The 19,125-nt window shown below is 37.8% G+C and carries 17 protein-coding genes and 1 pseudogene; 1 reads left to right on the top strand and 17 read right to left on the bottom strand.

The genetic code is table 11. The features are described from left to right. Positions 1 to 3: 3 nt before the first annotated feature. Entirely contained in the window at positions 4 to 729 is a 726-nt protein-coding gene (locus BMY13_RS01845; RefSeq protein WP_092491314.1) for a DUF421 domain-containing protein, read from the bottom strand. Between the two features lie 325 nt (positions 730 to 1,054). On the opposite strand from BMY13_RS01845, the gene BMY13_RS01840 reads away from it, so the two are divergent. After that, positions 1,055 to 1,837, top strand: a complete 783-nt coding sequence (locus BMY13_RS01840) for an EamA family transporter (protein ID WP_342728149.1) — start codon at positions 1,055 to 1,057, stop codon at positions 1,835 to 1,837. 197 nt (positions 1,838 to 2,034) lie between these two features. Here BMY13_RS01840 and rlmN read toward each other — a convergent pair whose 3' ends face one another. From rlmN to BMY13_RS01770, 16 genes and pseudogenes are all read right to left on the bottom strand, one after another. Beyond that, complete coding sequence (gene rlmN, locus BMY13_RS01835; protein WP_092502081.1) at positions 2,035 to 3,108, bottom strand: dual-specificity RNA methyltransferase RlmN; 1,074 nt, start codon at positions 3,106 to 3,108, stop codon at positions 2,035 to 2,037. An 86-nt stretch (positions 3,109 to 3,194) separates the two neighbouring features. Beyond that, a complete protein-coding gene (locus BMY13_RS01830; protein WP_092502079.1) occupies positions 3,195 to 4,178 on the bottom strand; it encodes a metallophosphoesterase in 984 nt (327 codons plus the stop codon). A gap of 22 nt (positions 4,179 to 4,200) precedes the next feature. Then, positions 4,201 to 5,997, bottom strand: coding sequence for an ABC transporter ATP-binding protein (locus tag BMY13_RS01825; protein WP_092502077.1), 1,797 nt, complete (start codon positions 5,995 to 5,997; stop codon positions 4,201 to 4,203). A 12-nt stretch (positions 5,998 to 6,009) separates the two neighbouring features. Then, positions 6,010 to 7,197: a nucleotidyltransferase domain-containing protein gene (locus BMY13_RS01820; protein ID WP_092502075.1), complete on the bottom strand. Its 1,188-nt coding sequence runs from the start codon at positions 7,195 to 7,197 to the stop codon at positions 6,010 to 6,012. Positions 7,198 to 7,216: 19 nt separating this feature from the next. Further along, positions 7,217 to 7,657: a lasso peptide biosynthesis B2 protein gene (locus BMY13_RS01815; RefSeq protein WP_092502073.1), complete on the bottom strand. Its 441-nt coding sequence runs from the start codon at positions 7,655 to 7,657 to the stop codon at positions 7,217 to 7,219. A gap of 20 nt (positions 7,658 to 7,677) precedes the next feature. Further along, entirely contained in the window at positions 7,678 to 7,968 is a 291-nt protein-coding gene (locus tag BMY13_RS01810) for a lasso peptide biosynthesis PqqD family chaperone (RefSeq protein WP_092491307.1), read from the bottom strand. Continuing rightward, positions 7,965 to 8,897, bottom strand: a complete 933-nt coding sequence (locus BMY13_RS01805; protein WP_092503393.1) for an HPr kinase/phosphorylase — start codon at positions 8,895 to 8,897, stop codon at positions 7,965 to 7,967. Before BMY13_RS01805 ends, BMY13_RS01810 begins: the two co-directional genes overlap by 4 nt. A gap of 78 nt (positions 8,898 to 8,975) precedes the next feature. Further along, complete coding sequence (locus tag BMY13_RS19120; protein WP_139180752.1) at positions 8,976 to 9,131, bottom strand: paeninodin family lasso peptide; 156 nt, start codon at positions 9,129 to 9,131, stop codon at positions 8,976 to 8,978. 15 nt (positions 9,132 to 9,146) lie between these two features. After that, positions 9,147 to 11,087 carry an asparagine synthase-related protein gene (locus BMY13_RS01800; protein ID WP_092502071.1) on the bottom strand — a complete coding sequence of 647 codons (1,941 nt, stop codon included), beginning with the start codon at positions 11,085 to 11,087 and terminating at the stop codon, positions 9,147 to 9,149. 253 nt (positions 11,088 to 11,340) lie between these two features. Continuing rightward, a complete protein-coding gene (locus BMY13_RS19115) occupies positions 11,341 to 11,472 on the bottom strand; it encodes a paeninodin family lasso peptide (protein WP_139180751.1) in 132 nt (43 codons plus the stop codon). Next, entirely contained in the window at positions 11,426 to 13,429 is a 2,004-nt protein-coding gene (locus BMY13_RS01795) for a lasso peptide isopeptide bond-forming cyclase (protein WP_092502069.1), read from the bottom strand. Before BMY13_RS01795 ends, BMY13_RS19115 begins: the two co-directional genes overlap by 47 nt. 124 nt (positions 13,430 to 13,553) lie before the next feature. Next, positions 13,554 to 14,270 (bottom strand): metallophosphoesterase family protein, encoded by a 717-nt coding sequence (locus BMY13_RS01790; RefSeq protein WP_092502067.1) that lies wholly within the window; start codon positions 14,268 to 14,270, stop codon positions 13,554 to 13,556. A gap of 19 nt (positions 14,271 to 14,289) precedes the next feature. Then, on the bottom strand, positions 14,290 to 15,429 hold the full coding sequence (locus BMY13_RS01785) for an acyltransferase family protein (RefSeq protein ID WP_092502065.1): 1,140 nt from the start codon (positions 15,427 to 15,429) through the stop codon (positions 14,290 to 14,292). Positions 15,430 to 15,481: 52 nt separating this feature from the next. Next, positions 15,482 to 16,794, bottom strand: a pseudogene (locus tag BMY13_RS01780) (UDP-glucose dehydrogenase family protein). A 47-nt stretch (positions 16,795 to 16,841) separates the two neighbouring features. Then, positions 16,842 to 17,996 (bottom strand): NAD(P)-dependent oxidoreductase, encoded by a 1,155-nt coding sequence (locus BMY13_RS01775; protein WP_092502063.1) that lies wholly within the window; start codon positions 17,994 to 17,996, stop codon positions 16,842 to 16,844. Positions 17,997 to 18,044: 48 nt separating this feature from the next. After that, the gene (locus BMY13_RS01770; RefSeq protein WP_092502061.1) at positions 18,045 to 19,121 is read right to left on the bottom strand and encodes an NAD-dependent epimerase/dehydratase family protein; all 1,077 of its coding nucleotides are present in this window, start codon (positions 19,119 to 19,121) and stop codon (positions 18,045 to 18,047) included. Between the last annotated feature and the right edge of the window lie 4 nt (positions 19,122 to 19,125).

Raw genomic sequence — 19,125 nt, 5'->3', positions numbered from 1 at the left:
AACCTAATGTCGAATAGGGGGAACTTCTGTCCCCTGTTCCTCCATTAGTGAAATCTGAAGCTCGTGCTGATAATTAATGGAGGCATAAAAAACGTCATCTAAGTTGTCAATATTCCTACTGGCTAATTGCTCCATCAACCAGCTTTCATCCAATTTAAGACTGTACAGCACATTAGTATATATATTTCCCTCTACGATAACAGGAAAGGTTATTGATGAGGTTGTTTTGACTATGCCCAAATCTTGTGCAGTAACTGAATGATTGGATGCTTTTTTCAAAACACTTAGTGATCCATTCGCTTCAATGATTGCCGTCTCAACTTCGTTTAAATCAAATACACTCTTCTCTCTGAGCATCTGCAGGATATTGTCAATGGAATAACGCATCTGTTTCATGTTTTTATGTAACAGTTTGCCATTTTGGATAACGATGGTTGGTTCAAATGTCAGTAGTTTTCCAATTTTTCGATTGGATATTTTCCATTTAGCTACGATTTTTTGAAGTATAGCGATAGCAATAATTGCAAACGCAGTTGGAAGATGGTGTATATTCGGATCTGCTATGTCAGCCCCCACTACCGCACCCAAAGTGACGATAATTAGAAAATCAAATATTGGTAATTCCCCTATCGCACGTTTACCCATAAAAATTGTTACAAAGAGTAATAATGGCAAAATAGTAACAATCCTACCTAGAATGATAAGTAATTCTTTTATTGTTTCCAGCATGGCTTACCCCTTACTCATACTCTCTTCTAATGGATATTGGATAGTAAAGTATGAAAAATATGATACTAGCATTCTTTCCTGCATTGACCCTATTCATACATTTATAGATTACATGAAAGATGCATTTATTATTCATGAAGGCTTCCATCGGCTAAGAATCAACCATCTATGTTATCCTTGTTATGCTTAATAGTAGGAGGCGGAAATAGATGGGCGATAAGAAGGGTATTTTCTTTGTATTAATAGGTGCAGGCAGTTTTGGATTCACTCCGGTTTTTGCCAAACTAGGATTCACTATACACTCGGGCAAATTAATATTGTTCAAATGCTTATATCCCTTGTTTTACTGTGGGGCATCGTCATAGCAAAGCGCTCTTCATTCAGGGGATTAAACAAAAAGAACATTAAACAAATTATGATAACAGGCTCATTTGTTGGACTAACGAGCATATTTTACTATGGTTCGATGATATACCTTCCTGCTTCATTAGCAATTATATTATTATTTCAATTCGTTTGGATTGGTATCCTGTTTGAATGGATTCTTAGTAAAGTAACACCAAGCCTAGTAACATTATTGGCAATGGCACTGATATTAATAGGCGTGTTTTTTGCCTCAAATATTCTAAATGGCAGTCTGGAAAAGTTGCCTGCGATGGGATTTGTATTTGGGATTCTTGCGGCATTTACATATGCAGGATTTATAAATTTCAGTGGTAAAGTGGCAATTGAGGTTGATCCATGGGTTCGTAGTTCATTGATGGTTACAGGATCGACTGTGCTGGTAATCCTGATTTTTATAAAGGATATACCATCTATACCTGTGACAGATGGGTCTTTATGGATAGTAACTGCGGGGGTTGCCTTATTCGGATCCGTTATGCCTCCATTATTTTTCGCGCTTGGAGCGCATTTGATTTCAGGTGGTCTCGTAAATATTCTGAGTTCATTTGAATTACCAGTGGCTATTATATCGGCAAGTATAATTCTCTCCGAATCTATCACTCTTGTACAATGGTTAGGAACGTTTTTGATTATAGTCGCTATTATATTGAATGAATTGGGGAGTATGCGGCTTTACCATAGAAAACATTCAGCAAGTGACTAGGACATAGATCCTCCTTTATGGCTTTACCGTATTAAAGAAAATGATACATTCTTAACTGCATGAAAAAACCAATCGCCTGATAATGACGATTGGTTTTTTGCTTGGCAGATAAGAAAGTATAAATCCTTTCTTACTGCATAAGTGCAACTAAGGCTTTCGCCATAAAAGCATGGCGACAAGCCAAGTTTTCTAAACCACTATACTGTTTTCTTTTCTTTGTTTTTCTTTATTTGTTTGCTTCGGAGCTGTCCGCATGCTGCGTCAATATCTGCTCCGTTTTCCCAGCGAACACCACAATTAATACCGTTTTGTTTCAATGTTTCATAAAACGCCTGAATTGTTTCTGAATCACTTCGCTGATATTGATTATCATCAACTGAATTGTATGGAATTAAATTCACATATGTCAGGTGCTTCTTATCACCAAGCAGTTTAGCAAGCTGTCTTGCTTCTGTCTTATGGTCATTTACATCCTTCAGCATGATATACTCATACGTTATGCGACGATTTACTTTTTCCAGGTAATAATCGACAGAATCCATGAGCTTCTCAATTGGAAATGCCTTATTTATTTTCATAATACGTGTTCTGAGTTCGTTATTTGGTGCATGTAATGAGATGGCAAGGTTAACTTGTGTGCCAGCATCAGCCCACTCATATATTTTGTTTGCAATACCACTTGTTGATACAGTGATATGTCTTGCACCAATGCATAGACCTTTGTCATCGTTCACGACATTAATGAAGTCCATAAGATTTGTGAAGTTATCAAATGGCTCACCAATTCCCATAACAACGATATGACTAACGCGCTCACCTTCATCCTTCTCATCAAGATGCTTCTGTACATTCATGATCTGTTCGACAATCTCGCTACTATTCAAGTCGCGACTTTTCTTCAATAGACCACTCGCACAAAATGTGCATCCAATGTTACAGCCTACCTGTGTCGTTACACAAACAGATAAACCATAATTGAAACGCATTAACACCGTTTCAATAATATTGCCGTCTGACAGCTTGAATAAGTATTTAATCGTACCGTCAGCTGATTCTTGCTTGATTTCCTCCGATAATGTGTGCAGGACGAAATTCTCTTCCAGAAGTGCTATCGTTTCCTTGTTCACATTTTTCATCTCAGAGAACGCTGTGACGCGTTTTTTATAAAGCCAGTTCCATACCTGGTCGGCACGGAATCGTAGTTGACCATTATCCATTAACCAGTCTGTTAATTGTTCATATGTTAGTCCATAAATGGATGTTTCACTCATTTTGTACCCTCATTTCAAACATTGCAATTCTTATATTGTACTATATTACTGCATCAATCGCAACGTCGCAAATACAAACCTTCTAATCATCGAATCCGATTCAACGTTAAAAGATTGATTTCAGGTGGATTGAACATTCGAAACTTAAAAAAAGATAATGCATCACTGCTTCCTAAACCTGCACTGACATATTGTTTTGTTTGTTTATACTCCCACAGTCCCTTCACACGATCATTTGATGGGAAAAAGCTGCTTTTATGCCATGGCTCCGGGACAAAAAGCGCTCCAACAAATGGCAGTCGAAATTGTCCCCCATGATAATGTCCTGCCATTATCAGGTCATAGTCCCTCCAAATTGTTTTGTCGTTAGTATGGATAAAATCAATTCGGTTATCTGCCACTGGATAATGGTTTAGTGCGATTACCACATCCGCTTCATCTACATTATCAAGGACTTTCATATCCTGCCATAACTGTTTTTGGTATGTAAGATAGTTCTCATTTGAATTATACGGCGGTGTGACGATTCCCTCACTTGTTCCCACATATTCAGAGCTGCTTATTATCGACAACTCGAAGTTAACAAAATGGATATTCGCTTCTTCCAGTTTAACCGTTTCAACAGACTCTAATAATTCAACCCCTCTTTGTTCCATACCTTTAATGAACTCACTTTTTTCAATGCTAGGGGCAAATTGATAACTATAGGGGTCATCGTTCCCTGATACGAACCAGGCATTTTCCTTATCCGTTATCCCATCAAGTATCGAATAAAAGGACTTGTAATTAGTGCTTTCTGTATTGTCGAGAATGTCTCCTGTGAAAACAATCGCATCATAGTCAATATCATTAATAGCACCGATCAAGCGCTTCTGATTGTTACCGAATTCTTTTTCCTGCAGGTCAGAAACCTGAAGAATCCGGAATCCATCAAGCTCTTCCGGCATATCATCAATTGCGATATCTTCCTCTGTGAGGGTGATTCGATTGTTATCCCAAACTATATAACCAATTAAAATGAAAATACCAAGTAAAGACCCTAGTAAGATCCTGCCTCCAATCTTCTTCAATGATAACCCGCCCCAATGTTCATTATTGTGTTACTTCTGTCTGATTTCGCAATAAATAGCTGAATGTACTTCTTTTTTCTCTGGCCAGCTCCGTAAAACCGCCCTTTTGGATAACTTCTCCCTCCTCCAGTACAACAACTTGATCCGCATTCCGGATGGTCGACAAACGGTGCGCAATCACAATAATCGTCATCTTCCCTTTTAATCTATCTAATGCTTCCTGGATTTTCGCTTCATTTTCCGTATCAAGTGCACTTGTCGCTTCATCCAGCACAAGAATGGACGGGTTGCGCAGAATTGCACGTGCTAATACAAGACGTTGCCGTTCGCCGCCTGATAACTTAATCCCCCGATCACCAATCAGTGTATCAATACCGTCTGGAAGTCCGTTGACAAATTCAGCTGCTGAGGAAAATTCCAAAGCTTCCCACATCTGCTGTTCGTTCGCGTTTGGTTCTACTAACAACAAATTTTCTCTTATACTCGTATTAAATAGAAATGGATCCTGTGGCACATAGCTAATCGACCGCCTTAATGATAGAAGATTGTCACTCGTTAAGGGCACTCCATCAATTAACACCTTCCCTTTTTCGGCCTGGTTAAGGCCCATCAGTAAATCGACTAATGTGCTTTTTCCTGCACCAGAACGCCCGACAAATGCAGTCATCTGATTGGAAGGAATGCTTAAGTTTATTTTCTGTAATGCATAGTGTGGTTCATTTTGGTTATATCGGAAATAAACACTGTCACATTGCAAGCCTTCTCTAATATCAAGCGACTGGATATTCTGATTACCACCCATCGCAAATTCTCTAGCAATCTCACATTCATTTTGAAGCGCATTTACAGCTTTAAAGGATGGGATCGTTGTTGCAATTTGTTCCATTGAAGATTGAATCCCTGCAACTCTTGGCCAAAGCCTTGAAAAAATGACGATAACTAACATTAGTTGCGCTGCCTTCGCGCTAAACATGGTTACCGCAATATAAATAAATACAGCAATTAGAACTGCAGATGCAATTTTATAATATAATTGCGAGGTTGATTTCAATCTCGTATAATCCACCTGCTGGTTTTGCATCTTTTCCGTGATCGAGCCAAACCAGTCTAACCTCGAATCCTCCAATGTATTACTTTTGATATCCTTAATCCCATTAACCTGATCGGTTATACCCGAAAGATAACTTCTTCCCAGTTCAAAGTTCATTTTCCCTAAAGCAAGCGATCGTTTAAGAAACTTCCGGTTAAAAAAGATAAGTACTAATCCACAAAGTAATACAAATACCGTAATATTTGGTGAAAGCCAGAATGCAAGCCCGATCTGTATTAACGTGAAAACAAGTGAAGCAGCAAATTGTAAAAATGAGTATGTGCCCGCACTGGCACGGGCTATTTCAGCTGTTAATATATTGATAAGGTCAGATTTTCGTTGTTTAATGAAAAAATCCCAGTTCGCGTGAAGTAACGTCCGGTAAGTCTCCATCCGCATATGCCTTAAAAACCCTTGCTGTATAACTGTATTTTTTACAGTTAACTGCCTGTTCATAACATTTTGTCCAACAACAACAAGCACAAATATCGCTAATATTATCGGCAGACCAAATGAACTTGGAATATCCTGTAAAAACCCAAACATACTAAACAATGGCGATCCTCCAGCATCCATATCTACTATCCCGCTCATACTAATTAAGGGAATCAATAAAATTATCCCAATCCCTTCAAGCAACCCTATGCCTATCATTGCAAAGAGGTTAATATACAGGATTTTACCGGAATACGCATGAATTTGTTTTAAAAAGTAAAATACATGTTTCAATTGAAAGTCCCCCTAGGGTAAAGCATGCTTTCTTGTTTTTCTCCAGACCCACAAAAATGGGCGCAACGGAAAATAGAGAAAATGAAACGTCTTTGGTAATGGCAATGTGCTCTCATCCTCTGGATATGGATAAAGAAAGCTCATCATAAAAAATAATTTTTGCTGTGTACTCATTAACGAAAATAGATAATGTTTATGATAGCTGGCAATAGCTTCAGGTACAGGATCCGTATGTAAGTTGACCTGTTGTTTATAATAAAATAGTGCCTTTTGCGCTAGTTCCTTTGGGCAGGTATGATTGGTTAATGCTTTCATCCCTCTAGTAAGCTTTTTATCTAGCAGCTGTTCTACTAAAATTAACGGTTGCCCTGCAGTTTGATATAGTTGGTATTTTTTTAATAAACGTTTGGTTAGCTGCCAATCCATTTGCTGATGGAGTAATTCACGAATATCGAGCAGCCACCGCATACGGGACCAGCCATGGCGTGCCCCGTGAGACACAAGGAATAAAAACATGTCTTCTTTACTGAGAACATGAACTGGAAAGCTGGTAAGATTACTAATGCACTTTCGCTTCCACAAGTCATTAAAACTCGGTTCCTTTCCGGGTCCAGGATTCAGCCTCCAATGTACTTCAAGTTTAATCTTCTTTTGCGGGTGAAAATAGGTAACATGATGATGCCGCCACTTCCAGTCATTCAGCACCGTTTGAATATAATCATCCTTTTGATACCCTTGTTCTGTAAGTAGCGTTTCAGCCTTTTCAAGTTGATTGATCGGAATCAGCATATCCAAGTCACTCGAAGTACGAAGCGAAATATCTCCGTATAGCTCATGCGCAAGAACAGGCCCTTTCAGGAAAATCAGTGGAATGTGGTCGTCAGCAAACATCCTACCTACCCGCTCCATTTCACCACTTAAATAAAGCATCTGAAACGTATTTCGTTTATATTGCTTATTGAGGAATTTTTTTACAAAAAGGGGAATTATATCGTCATCCATCTGTTTTAACTTTGGACTTAACACCGGATAGACACGGTGGTGCATCGTTAAATCAATGAACTGATCCCAATCGATATCTGTTAGCAGTTCAAAATATTGTGTTTTAAGGTGAGCAGGTGAATCACTCTTCAGCAGCATAAAAATAAGCTGTAATTCTTTTGGTATAGCTGTGAGATCAAGCTTGAACTTATTAACCATTGGTAGTTACCCTCCCTGCTCAAACACTTTTGGCAAACTTACTGATTACAGTAAAGCGTTCCATTCCTTCCGAGCCCGTAATGTAAAAAGGACCACTTCGAAGCCATGCATGTGCGATTAATTGGCCGGTGTCATCCTTGGCAGTCCCCAGATAAAGCGTGCTTTCGATTTTCCTTCTTTCCAGCATTTTCATTGCAGCAATTGCTTGAACAAGACACTGACTTTCCCATAACGTGTAACGGCTTGTGATTTGTATAGTCTGGGATATATGTGCCAGGAGAGCTTTATTATCTGTCTGCAGCGTAAACGGTGTCTCACCCATAATATCTCCCAGTGAAGGTGCAACTTTCGCAAATGGAAGGGCTTTGAGAATACGCCCCCATCCTAAATAAAAATATGATTCAAATAAGAGCAGCTTCGACTGTCTATTTAATTTTAAAAAAACACCTAACTTTTTCATAAGGGTCGTTCCTTTCTTAATTAGGCTGCGTCCACTATGCCTTCCTCTACTAAAAGGGTTAAAAAAGACAGGACCTGCTCTTCACATTCACTATGTTCGACATCATACTGCTCGGTTAAGATAGTAATTAGGTTTTGGACGGTGATTGGCACTTCAAGTAACTCCCATATTTCACCGCCCATTTCGCCCAAGTTATAATACTTACCATTGTGAATGCTCAGCATCACTTTTTCTCCATCCATATCACTGACGATGTTCCCTTCTTTTTGACTAACCATATGTTGAACTGAAAGGCTTTGGTGTTTAATCATACAATCTCCTCCTTCTTAACTCTAGTTAAAATGAAGTCCGCTAACTTATCGGCTGTAAAATGGGAAGTCGGCCGAATTAACCGATGAAAATCTATTTTATTGACCATGCTTGCAGAAGTACTGAAGTGCCAATCCATCATCCCTGAACGAGAAACAAGGAAGTTTCGATATGTATGGTGAAACAATGCATGGAACCGTTCCAGTTTCTGAATTGGAGCAACCTCAATCTCATTAACATCTGATCTGATCAGTTCAAAAACACCTGCTAAAGGGACTGACTCTCCAGCAAACTGATCACGAACTGGAACTGCGAATTTAGTCTCTCTATCTATTATTGGCCGAAGTTGTTTTGAATCAATTCCAAACTGATCCAGACTCTCCTGCCACAATTTCTGCTGTGGATATGCTGGGGTAACGATTGGGACATTCTTTTCAGAAAGAGTTACTGGAATTACGTCATCACTTAAAAGCTGGTAGCCCCGCTTTAATAACGCTGAGGCAAGTGTTGATTTTCCAGCACCAGAATCACCAACAATTGCATACGCCTTTCCATCGATCACTAGTGCACTGCCGTGTAATGGGAGAACCATTCTTTGCATGAGTAATGCCCCCATGCAGGTGCCGAGAATATAGAGACGTATTTGATCTTCCTCTGAACCTTTGATAGGTGAAACGAAGATCTCCCGCCCATTTTTAACTAAATAAATAGCGGTGTCTGGCACATGAAACATAATAAAGTCCTTCTCCACCACAAAATATCTATCTGGCATGGAAAATTCAGACCACAGCTCTGTTAAATCAGCTTTATGAACCTTCACACTGGCCAAATGTTCTTCCATGTCTATTTGTGGCAATTCCGGTAAAAAAAATTCACTGAAAATGCTTAAGCCAAAAGCTCTGTATGTGAATTTTTTTAACGTGTTAATCATCATGTGAGTTCCCCCATTTTTATGGCGGCCCTTATACCTCAGTTTTGGTATAAGGGCCGACTTTCTTAAGTAGTGCGCTTAGCTACCCAAACAGCTTGCGTTTGACCTTCCTTCATGTGTTTCCTCTTTCCCATCCGAAACATCAAAACAATCAGCATTTGCGTTTCCTGGTCCATTCAGGGTCATGCTAACGTCGAGCACCTCAAGCATTGGTTGTTTCCATACTTTTTTCACGTTATCACCTCCTTCTTAGCGAAAACGTTTAATAAAACGGGAAACGATCAAACTTCGCGTCAACAATTTAAAATTTGCATCAAACAGTAATTCTTGCTTTGGCTCAGTCCCTATATTTGATAATGCTTCTTTAATTATCCTCCCGTTTATAAACTCGTTAACTTTACTGTCTTTAGAAAGCTCATGTAGTTCATAAATAAAACCATTCCAATCAGATTTCATTCGGTGGACGATATCTGCTCCCTGTATGCCGCGTTTTCTTTGGTTCAGCCTTACCTCATCTGGCAGGAAACCTTTCATAGACCGCCGAATGATCGATCTTTCCATACCACCTGTTACATACTGTTCATTTGGTAGCGCTAGGCAAAAACGAATGACGTTTAGATCGTTGGTTGGGTCACGATTCCATATTCCATATCGTAAAGACAGTTTTGTTTCAGCCACCCCACTTTTATTCCAAGTAAATAGCTGCTTATAATAATTATTTCTATATTCAGTTAGATTAGTAAGGTTACTGTTCAAGCTGAAGCCATTAGCTTTAAGCTTTTCAAATACATTCGTCTCTTCTGCCAATGATGGACTAATAAATGCGGGGAAGTAATCATGCTGTTGTTTCTTTTTTGTAACTAATGACCGCAGTGCTCTTTGAACAATAAAAGGAGCAACAACGGACTTCCCAGTATTATAATTAGTACAGTATGCATCTAATTCGTTATAAAGGCTGATCCAACTTAACTTCTTAAACATATCTGTATAATAATCATACGTTAATTTCATGGACCCCCACGAAATAGAGTGGTTTCCTCTTGCCCCGTTTAGCATCATTTTTACCCCGTTTTTCTGGGCATGTTCATTTATTCCTTTTAACCAAAAAGCATTTTCAAAGAACTTATAAGGCATCTCCATAATTTCGAGAAAATTATCGACTTCTGATAAAGGGCTTTTGCCATCGAAACTTAAATAGTTATCCGATATATTACCTACATGATTTACAGTTTCCTTTATATACGGACTTTCATTTGCTACATAGTAATTAGGAGTCCAATCGTCAAAAGAACCTTCGGGAACATAACTAAAAGTATGTAATCGTTTATTTTCCTTTTTAAGCACCGGTGCTGCAAAACTGACTACAGAACCAGAATCTAATCCGCCACTTAAATGTGATCCAACCTCTCCATGTGTACGAACCCTTGCCTTTACTGACTTTTGAAATACATCGCGAAATGCTTCCTCATACTCTGCGTTGGAATTAAGCCTGAGTGTTTCATTCACTTCGACCGTGCAATATCTTGACAGCGAAACCTTTCCATCCTTAACCGTTATACAATGTGAAGGTGGAATCTGTTGGATGGACTTGTAAACCGTCGAAAACATATCAACCGCTTCGACCATCGTTGGGATTGCTATAAATTCAGCAAGCCACTGTTCATTCAATTCTTTATTTACATACGGCAATGTGAATAATGGTTCTATCGTTGTAGAAAAGGCAAACCTGCTGTCGTTACGGTAATAATACAGAGTCCTTGCACCTGAAAAATCTCTTGCACCAAATAACTTATGTTCTTTTTCATCCCATATCATGAATGCAAAATCACCGAGCAGCTTCTTTGGTGCTTCTTCTCCCCATTTATAATACGCCAACAGAATTAATTTGCTATCGGGCATTGACTTCCTTTGTTCTTGATCAACCTGTAGCATATTGAACAATTCATCCCGATTATCGATAATGGCATCAGCTGTAATTGCTAGCTGTCTTTCATAATCATAATATGGCAGTAGCTCGCCTATTGACTCTGGTGTTATCCACTGGGCATGGCACCCCAGGAATATATTATCGTTTTTCCATGTATTAATATTGTCGGAGGGATATTGTAAGAGGGACTTCATTAGGCTATCGATATGGTCAACTGGAATAGGACCTCTGTTAGCATGAAAAATTCCCGTTATTGCACTCATTGGGGGCCTCCTTATCGATTACACCAAAGCTGTTGTTCTCATTAAAGAACTATAAATCAAAAAAAATATATGTTAAAAAGTATTCGTAGTATAAGAATATTTTGTTCGTTATAAAATACAACGTTTACATAAATTTACCACTTTTCAGCTATAGTGTCAATCAAGCAATTAAGATTTTTATATGGAATTAGCCCTCATACCTCACTATATGTATAAGGGCTGTAAATCCATAATGTTGCTGTAAAATCCAAAATTAACTTTCATGAAGTTGAACTGACTCATCGTCATCTTCAAATGTAGCATCTACATCCCTAATTCCAGGTCCCTGCATTGTCTTGTTAATGTCTAACACTTCCAACATTGGTTTTTGCCATTCTTTTTGCATAGATATCACCTCCCTCAAGGTAAAATGACTTTAAGAAACGATAAACAATTAAGGCGCGCATTAAAACCCTGAGTTCTGGGTCAAACGCATATTCTGGTCGTGGTCCTTCCTGAACTTTGGGAATGGCTGTTTCAAGCATTTCTATATTCAAAAAATTCGAGACTATAGGATCTTTAACGAGTTGTTTTAATTCTTCTAAAAACGAATCCCAAGATGGAGTTGATCGATGAATCCAATCAGCCCCTTGAATCCCTCTTACCTTTTGATTCAATCTAACTCTATCAGGAAGAAATCCTTCTGTTGCCCTTCGAATAAGTGCTCGGTCTAATCCATCTTTCACAAACTGTTCTTCCGGTAATGATAAACAAAATCGAATGACCCTTATATCATTAGTTGGATCGCGGTTCCAAACCCCATAACGTAAAGATAATTTCGTTCCAGATGTTCCAGTTGAATTCCACATAAATTCCTTTTCAAAGTGTCTTTTCCTTATTTCATAAATGTTGTATTTTGAGGCTCCATCCATATCAATCCCGTTTTCCTGAAGCTTATTAAATACCTTATATTCCTTTGCAAATTCAGGATTTATTAGCATCGGCAATTGATAAACTTCTTGCGGCTGACCCAATCGATTCATTAACGGAAATGCTTTCTTTCCAATAACTGAAAGTAATCGGGATTTATTAGTTATTCCTGTTTTTAAGCTATAACGCTGCAATTCGTCCCTAAGTCGAGGCAACTTCATCTTTTTAAGGAGGAGCCCATAATAATCCAAAGCCGGTCCCCAGGAAATTGAAAAGTTACCCCTCGCACCATTCAAAAGCACCCCGATTCCCTGGTGTTTTGCTTCCGCATATATCCCCTTTAACCAAAGAGAATTTTCAAAAAATTTATAAGGCATTTCCATTATTTCAAGCCATTCATCAATTTCTGAAATGGAACTTCTGCCTTCAAAGCGCAAATAGTGGTCCTCTATATTACCAGCATATTTAACAGTTGATTTAATATAATCCTGTTCATCAGCCATTCTGTGACTAGGTGTCCAATCTATAAAGTCGTTCTCTGGAATATAACTATATGTATATAATTGTTTATTTACTTTTTGTAAAGACTTAGCTGCAAAACTAGCGACTGCACCCGAATCTAAACCACCACTTAACTGAGAGCCAACTGAGTGGAATGTACGTAAGCGTGAATTCACTGCGGTTTGAAATACCTCTTTAAATGCTTCAACGTAATCTTCATCCTTTTTATAGCTAACATTTTTAACTGAAATCAGCGTATTATACTTTGATATTATTATTTTTCCATCCTCTACTGAAATTGAGTGAGATGGAGGAACTTGTTGAATATTTTCAATGACGGTTATTGAGCTATCGACGACATCAATCATGTTAGGTATAGCTAGGTATTCCGCAAGCCACTGTTCATTTATACACTTTTCTATATAAGGTAACGCTAATAATGGCTGCATGACCGTACAAAAGGCGAATCGCTGATTTTTATGGAAAAAATAGAGCGTTCTAGCTCCAGAAAAGTCCCTCGCACCAAATAGTCTTTTCCTTTTCTCATCCCAAATCATAAATGCAAAATCACCTATTAAATGTTTAGGAGTTTCCTTCCCCCATTTATAGTAGGCTAGCAAAATTAGTTGGCTATCAGGTATGATTTCCCCTTCATCTTCATCAATTTGCAATTTCTGAAACAATTCCAGACGATTGTCAATAATCGCATCCGCTGTTATTGATAATTGCCGCTCATAGTCATAGTAAGGTAGCTGCTCCCCAACTGATTCAGGTGTTATCCACTGGGCATGACAGCCTAAAAAGATATTCTGTTTTTGCCATATCTGAACATCATCCGCAGGGAATTTCTGCAATGCTTTCATCATTCCTAGACTATGTTCCCGTGATACAGGTTCTTCGCTTATATTATAAATTCCAGCAATTGCACTCATGGCTTCCTCCAGTTTAAAATACTCTAGCATTTCTATATTTAGAATTAGTTCAATACCATACCAATTTGTTCCTTATAACGAACAATACTATAAATACTTAAAGAATGCAACCGTAAAATATACTTTAAACCCTGGCATTTATTAAGATTTTCTCCATAGTATTGATATTTGGATAATATGTATTTTTAAACTGCCCAATCACATCATGTTCGTTATACTTAACTCTTACAATAGACACTTGAAAACTCTCATTTTCAACATCCACCACAACGTACGAAGCCATGTTCAGTCCGTCAAACGGCAAGCCAACACTACCTGTATTCACAATACATTTTCCATTTATATATCTGATATAGGCTTTATGGATGTGCCCATATATATATAGATCAGCATCTCGTTGCATTAGTTTTTCCTCTACGGAATCATCATGCTCATGTGGTTGAACAACATCAAACAAACTTAACGGCGTCGCATGGAATGCATGAATTTTGAAGTTACTATATTCTAGGTTTAACTCTGTTGGAAGCTGACTAAGATAATCGATGCTATTCGAACTAAGTTTGGAGTAAGTCCAGTCTCTTTCCTTATTCATTATTTCGAAAGCCTGTTCAGGTACCTCGTCATTTTGAACTCCACGTACTACCCACTCATCGGCATTTCCTTTGATAACATCCGTATTCAATGATTTTACTAACTCAAGTGAACGCTTTGGCTCTGGACCTCTAAAGCACAAATCGCCAAGAACAAAAATCTTATCTATTTCTTTCTGTTCTATGTCTTTCAAAACTGCATCCAAAGCAAGTGCATTACCATGGATGTCAGAGATAAATGCTAGTTTCATTGTTACCACCTCATTTTCTTTAAATAGCTGTCTTTTTAACTTCTTCTTCCATCATGGGGGCACTGTTCTTGCTGGTATTATTACCAAATCTAAGCAAAGAAAATAACAAATTAATCCTATACAGACATAAGTTAAATACTTTATAGAAGTAATAAGAAATAATAAAAATGACAAACGCAAATATAAAATTAAACAAGATATTATTCCTTAAATACTCCAGCCCCATAAAATTAAGAGAAAGCGCTGCAATACTTATTATAAATAAATGTGAAACATATATCCCTACTGCATTTTTACCCACTTTTGCTATAAATGTTTTTGGACCTATCGATTTATTTTTCAATGCTATAAATAAAAAACATAATGTTAAAGGGGCAGTTGATAAGTAATAATCCCCAATGGTCCGTTCACCGTCTAGCACAAATACAGTAATTAATCTCTCCATAACCTGAATTAATGAAAAAAGCAGAATCAAGTAAATAAAGTATCTTGATTTAATTCCACGGACTTTCTGCATTATCCATTTATAATGAAAGGCAATATAGCAGCCAAGTGTTGTATAAAATACTCCAAAGAACAATGCGTCTTTCGTTTGTATTGGTAAGTGAAATATACTTGTATATGTTTGTCCAAAGAGACCAATTATATTTAAGATAGCGCCCAAAATCAGCAGCAGACCTAGCTTTCGAATTCTGATAAATACATATAAGATAACAATCGACCAAATTAACGCCGTCAAGTACCACAAATGATACGACGTCATCCCTTCTCCATAATAAAGGGCATCTATATTTACAAAAGTCTTTATGTATTGATTCAACTCAGAACTTACGTTTAACCCCATATAAATAGCTAGCACAGCTCGTAAAATAAGATCATAAATCAGATAAAATAAGTACCAAGTAATAAACAATCCAATCAGCTTGAACATATAGCGGCTAAAATAGGCTTTTGAGGTAAAGTTATTCATCACTTTTTGGCCAAAGAAGTATCCTGAAACAATAAAAAAGAAGGGGATTACCCATCTTGGAAAAACACCTATTATAAAGGATATATGTTCACTACTCTGCCAATCGTAGCCATAAGTTACGGTATGTAAACAGACAACTATAAATACCGCAAAACATTTTACAACGTCTATTGTAGTGTTTCTTTCCAAGTAAAGTTCCTCCCTTCAAAGTCTCGAACTTGACTTGTAGCAGAATGCTATATCAATACAGACTCACATTTAACGCCGGCCTTCCAACCGAATGATATTCTATCCCTTTATCTTTAACCATATCTAGTGAAAAGCAATTTCTTCCGTCAATAATAATAGGGTCAATCATCAATCTTCTGACATTGTTAAAGTCTAATTCTATTATTTCTCTCCACTCTGTTATGATAAGAGCTAGATTAGCTTCGGTTAGGGCATCATTAATCGAATTAGCAAATTGTACTTTTTCAGAAAGTACGTGCTTTGCAACTTCATTTGCAATTGGGTCATAAGCAATAACCTCAGCACCTTCTTGAAGAAGTCCAGTTGAAATAACAATAGATGCAGCCTCACGCATATCATCTGTATTTGGTTTGAATGCTAAACCCAGCAAAGCAATCCGCATAACTTTCAGACTACCCAAGCGTTGTCGTGCCTTCTCTACTAACAGTGTTTGCTGATTATTATTAACATTTATTACAGCTTTCAATAGATTAAAATCATGTTGTACTCCACCAGCGATTTGAACCAAAGCATTTGTATCTTTTGGAAAGCAAGATCCTCCATAGCCTATTCCTGCATTCAAAAATTGATTTCCAACTCTTTTATCCTTCCCCATTCCTTTAGCAACATCATCAACATTTGCACCAAGCTTTTCGCAAATAGTAGATATTTCATTTATAAAACTAATTTTTGTTGCTAGAAATGCATTAGATGCATATTTAATCATTTCTGCACTTCGAATATCAGTTTTAAAAATCGGGACACTGAATGGTTTATTAACCTGTTCGATTATTGATGCTGCTTTATCATTTTCTGCACCAATCACAATACGATCGCCATTAAACGTGTCATTGATTGCTGAACCTTCTCGCAAGAATTCCGGATTCGAAACAATGTCAAAGGATATATCTTTGGGGATCTTCGCTTTAATTAATTCCCCAATATATTCATTCGTCCCTACTGGTACAGTACTTTTAATGATTCTCTATATCTTTTGAAATATTCATTGCAATATCTTCTGCTACTATTTCCAGGAAATTCAAATTAGCTGTACCATCTTTATTTTGTGGAGTCCCAACTGCAATATATATAATATCAGTATCTTTAAGGCACTCTTTCAAACTACTTGTAAAACTAAGCCTATTATCATCTATATTCTTTAGCATAAGTGATTCCAGGCCAGGTTCATGAATAGGAGAGACCCTCCTTCAATTTAGCAATCTTATCTTTATTAACATCAACACATGTGACATAATGACCAATATCTGCTAGAGAAACGCCAGTAACTAATCCTACATACCCCGCCCCAACTACTGTTATATTCAACTGTTCTCCTCCCTAAATTCATTCCATTTTTAGCCTTCAACTCGTTATCAACTATTAATTGGCAACTTTTCAATCGTCTCAAGCCATGCTGTTAAAGCTAAGCTCTCGGGCAGCTCCACATCATCGAACGTAATGATTTGTCCTTCTTCGACTGTTCTTTTCATGACTGCATTCACCAGCAAACCAACAGGAACGTGATTTTGATTCGAAGTCATTTTAACGGCTTCTCCTCTTACCTGAAAACTGCCAATTCCTTTTTCGATTTCCTCTCCAGGCTGAAGTGTTCTCTTTGCAATAGCCGCGACTCCAACTGAAGGATTTTCTCCGTTGTTTAATAGAACACCACCCCCATTGATAACCCTTTTGATTGTTTTTACGACTTCCAGGTGGCAAAGATGAAAGTTTTGCAGAATTGTATAATATGGTCCTTCTCCCATCTTAAAATAACGAAGGGCATCTTTTTGACGGCTGTCGTGTTCTGCTGTAATAAATACACCAGGGGGAGCTTTTGGTGCTAACACAAATTCAGAAATAGGATACCCTAACTGTTTAGCCTCTTCAGCTAATTCGGTACCAGTCGCGTTTAAGTCATTTGAACTGGGTGCCAGAAGCCCATCAACAGCAATTCCAGCGCCAAGTCCGTTAGCAACTAATGCTTGTTCTACTTGAACTTTTGTGCCATCTGTAAACGATATTGTCATGTCAAGACGAACACCATTCCTTTTCGAGAAATACTCCATATCTTCAAGTATCGGATCTAATTTGAGAAAGCCTTTAATATTTCCATATACTAATGGTTTAAAGCCCATCTCTACTACATTTTCATGTAATGATGCTAAACAACCAGGTTGATCTCCCTCTGCTTCAGTAATGAATCCCCTCTTTGCAAAATATGAACCGGTTGTCACTTGAAGTTCAGCATTCATTGTTATAACAGGTAAGGAAGCTTTGCATGCCTGATCGATAACTTCAGTTCCATATATAACATCACCACTGCATTCGACTACTAAGTCACAATTTCCAATGAAATCTTCTACGGAATTTGTAAGTCTTTCTGGAAAGGGATAATCATTCATAGTAGTAATATCACGGCGCGTGAGAACCTTTGCTAAGCTTAATTCAGATTGTTTTCCAACTTCCAACGCTATCCCTTTACCAATTAAACCTGTTCCAGCAATACCAACTCGCGTTATTTTATCCATTAAATAGCCTCCTAATAAAGTGTTCTTTCTCAATAAAGAACGTTTCAATTAAAAAAACACTCCCCGACTTCGGTGAGCTATACTTAATTGGTCATTTTTTTGTATTTCTAAAATACCGCCATACATGCCTACCTGCTTCATTATGTTCTGCCATTTAATTAATTCTTTATACCAATTTAGCGTTATTGTTTGCTCCGTCTTTTCGAGGGTTCCAGCTTCCAACTTCTGATAAATTTGAAGTGCACCATCTGCCGCTGTATAGTTAGCCTCCCAATTCAGAGCGTTCTCGATCTTCTCAAAATTAACACGATATGAGCGGTGATCTGGTTCGCCATACCACTCAATCTTTACATCAATTGGCAATGCAGCGGCAATTTCCTCCGCAAGTGGTCCTAATTGATAATTATTTCGCTTAGATCCTACATTAAAAATCTCACCATTAACCATATGAGCATCCGCTTCTAACAACAGGCACATTACATCGGTCGTATCTTCCACATGTACCATTGGCCTCCATTGTGACCCATCGCGCATTAAAGGAATAATTCCATTTTCCCATGCACCATAAGTCATCCCATTTACCGCTAGATCGAACCTCATTCTTGGTGAATAGCCATAAACAGTTGCTTGCCGCATCACAGTCACCGTAAAATTATCCTCAGCTAATGGAAGGACCCCATTCTCAGCCCCTTCATTTGCTTTTGCATAGACTGTTAATGGATTTGTTTCAGCATACTCATCAACGATTGTATCCTTATCCTGAAACCCATAAATACTGCAGGAAGAAGGCAATATGTATCGTTCTACACCCATCTTTTTTGCAAGCATAGCCGTGTTCACTCTTGCTGCAAAATTCACTTCATACGTAACTTCCTTAAATAACTCCCCACTTGGATCATTTGAAATAGCTACTAGATCAATAACTGCATCAACGTCAATGAAATGCTCTTCTTTTAACCGCCGACAATCTTCATGAATAATCGTTAAGTTGTTGTGGGGTTGTAGTTTATCAACTCCAAAAAAAAATCGATCAATTACCGTAACTGTGTAATTTTTTTCTAATAACTTCGGTACTAAAATACTTCCAATATACCCACCTGCACCTGTTACGAGCACATTTTTCACTTTT

The sequence above is a fragment of the Virgibacillus subterraneus genome (genome assembly GCF_900110695.1).
Taxonomy (GTDB): Bacteria; Bacillota; Bacilli; order Bacillales; family Amphibacillaceae; genus Lentibacillus; species Lentibacillus subterraneus.
The sequence above is the reverse complement of the archived record's forward strand: the minus strand, read 5'-3'. Positions and strand labels throughout refer to the sequence as shown.

Coding starts and splice junctions, on each gene's coding strand:
- BMY13_RS01840 (WP_342728149.1), top strand. CDS start 1,055: ATGCTTATATCCCTTGTTTTACTGTGGGGCATCGTCATAGCAAAGCGC.
- BMY13_RS01805 (WP_092503393.1), bottom strand. CDS start 8,897: ATGATTAACACGTTAAAAAAATTCACATACAGAGCTTTTGGCTTAAGC.
- BMY13_RS01845 (WP_092491314.1), bottom strand. CDS start 729: ATGCTGGAAACAATAAAAGAATTACTTATCATTCTAGGTAGGATTGTT.
- BMY13_RS01815 (WP_092502073.1), bottom strand. CDS start 7,657: ATGAAAAAGTTAGGTGTTTTTTTAAAATTAAATAGACAGTCGAAGCTG.
- BMY13_RS01795 (WP_092502069.1), bottom strand. CDS start 13,429: ATGAGTGCAATTGCTGGAATTTATAATATAAGCGAAGAACCTGTATCA.
- BMY13_RS01800 (WP_092502071.1), bottom strand. CDS start 11,087: ATGAGTGCAATAACGGGAATTTTTCATGCTAACAGAGGTCCTATTCCA.
- BMY13_RS19115 (WP_139180751.1), bottom strand. CDS start 11,472: ATGCAAAAAGAATGGCAAAAACCAATGTTGGAAGTGTTAGACATTAAC.
- BMY13_RS01790 (WP_092502067.1), bottom strand. CDS start 14,270: ATGAAACTAGCATTTATCTCTGACATCCATGGTAATGCACTTGCTTTG.
- BMY13_RS01810 (WP_092491307.1), bottom strand. CDS start 7,968: ATGATTAAACACCAAAGCCTTTCAGTTCAACATATGGTTAGTCAAAAA.
- rlmN (WP_092502081.1), bottom strand. CDS start 3,108: ATGAGTGAAACATCCATTTATGGACTAACATATGAACAATTAACAGAC.
- BMY13_RS01775 (WP_092502063.1), bottom strand. CDS start 17,996: ATGGATAAAATAACGCGAGTTGGTATTGCTGGAACAGGTTTAATTGGT.
- BMY13_RS01820 (WP_092502075.1), bottom strand. CDS start 7,197: ATGGTTAATAAGTTCAAGCTTGATCTCACAGCTATACCAAAAGAATTA.